This window comes from Vreelandella olivaria (assembly GCF_023507745.1).
Lineage (GTDB): Bacteria > Pseudomonadota > Gammaproteobacteria > Pseudomonadales > Halomonadaceae > Vreelandella > Vreelandella olivaria_A.
In genome coordinates this window covers 1-1,630 of the sequence record NZ_JALPZO010000173.1, presented here as the reverse complement: position 1 = coordinate 1,630, position 1,630 = coordinate 1, and the positions used below count along the sequence as shown (strand labels likewise).

Below are 1,630 nucleotides of genomic sequence, written 5' to 3'. Positions count from 1 at the left end.
GCCGCTTCGAGATCTTTTCCCGCCACCACCGGCCCGTGGTTGGCCAACAGCACCGCACTGTGCTTGCCCGCCAGCCCCCGCACCGCCTCCCCCAGTGTGGGGTCGCCGGGGAGGTGGTAGGGCACCAGCGGGAGTTTGCCGACCCGCATCACGTAGTAGGCGGTCAGTGGGGGGATACAGTCGCAGGGGTTGACACCCGGCAGGCACGACACCGCCACCGAGTGGGTGGAGTGAAGGTGCACAATGGCGCCGGACTGGGGGCGCTCTGCGTACATGGCCATGTGCAGGAACTGCTCCTTGGTGGGCGGGTCGCCGCTGAGCAAATGACCGTGTTGATCCAGGTGGGAGATACGGGCCGGGTCCAGCCGCCCCAGGCAGGCATTGGTGGGGGTCATCAACCAGCCACCATCCTCCAGGCGCACGCTGATGTTGCCGCTGGCGCCCATGGTCAGGCCGCGATCGAACAGCGACTTGCCCAGGGTGCTGATCTGCTCCCTCAGGGTGTTGTGGTGGTGATCATGCCGATGAAGGCTCATGCCAGTACCTCAAAGGCCCGGGTGAAGAAGTCGACACCCCCAAAGTTGCCGGATTTCAGCGCCAGGGAGAGCGGTGCCGCGCGGCCCTCCAGTGGGGCCTGAGTCCAGGGCACACCGGGGTCGATCTGCTCGCCGATGCGCAGGGTGGTAATGCCCAGTGCCGAGACCACTGCACCGGAGGTTTCCCCCCCAGCCACCAGCAAACGCCCCACGCCTTCATTGACCAGCGTGACCGCTAGCTGGCTCAATGCCTCTTCGACGAGATGCCCCGCACGGGCCACGCCCAGTTCAGCTTGCGCAGCTTTCACCTTCTCTGGGTCCGCCGAGGCGTAGATCAGTACCGGGGTCTGCTGCTCCAGGCGCGTAAGTGCAAACGCCAGGGCCTGTTCCCACTGAGTGTTGCCTTCAGCCAGTGCCAGAGGGTCCAGGGCAACGCCTGCGCCGGGATGGCGGTGCAGAAAATCCGCCACCTGGGCCAGGGTGGCCCGTGAGCAACTGCCGGAGAGCACCAGCGCCCCACCCGTTGCAGGCGATAAGCGCCCCGGCTCCGTGATCGACGCTAACCAGCCCCTGGCCCGGTACTGGGCCGGCAGCGCCTGCCCTAGCCCGGAACCACCGGTGACCAGCGGCAGGGAGACCGTTGCTTCGGCCAGCACGTCCAGATCCTGCTCATTCAGGCTATCGCAGATCACATGGCGCACGCCCTGCTCAGCCAGTGTGGCCAAATGGGCCTGGGTGGCCTCAGTCCCCTGAGCCAGCACCTGATGGCTGACCAGCCCCACCGGGTGGTCGGTTTGCCGGGACAGTACCCGCACCAGATCGGCATCCGTCATGGGGGTTAACGGGTGGTGCTGCATCCCGCTGTCATTCAGTAGCCGGTCACCGACAAACAGATGGCCCTGATACACCGTCCGACCATTGACCGGGAAAGCGGGCACCATCACCGTTTGCGGTGCGCCCTGGGCATCAGGGTGAGCCGCCCAAATCCGCTCCAGTAACGCATCGGCCACCGGGCCGATATTGCCCTGGTCGGTGGAATCAAAGGTGGAGCAGTACTTGAAGAACAGCTGCCGGGCGCCCTGCTGGCGTAGCCA

Annotated in this window: 2 protein-coding genes; both read right to left on the bottom strand. The window is 65.9% G+C overall.

Translation table 11 applies throughout. The features are described from left to right. On the bottom strand, positions 1-536 hold a 536-nt coding region (gene otnC / locus HP566_RS20810), incomplete at its 3' end, for a 3-oxo-tetronate 4-phosphate decarboxylase (protein WP_249979214.1). Next, on the bottom strand, positions 533-1,630 hold a 1,098-nt coding region (gene otnK / locus HP566_RS20805), incomplete at its 5' end, for a 3-oxo-tetronate kinase (RefSeq protein ID WP_249979213.1). The genes otnC and otnK, both read right to left, overlap by 4 nt.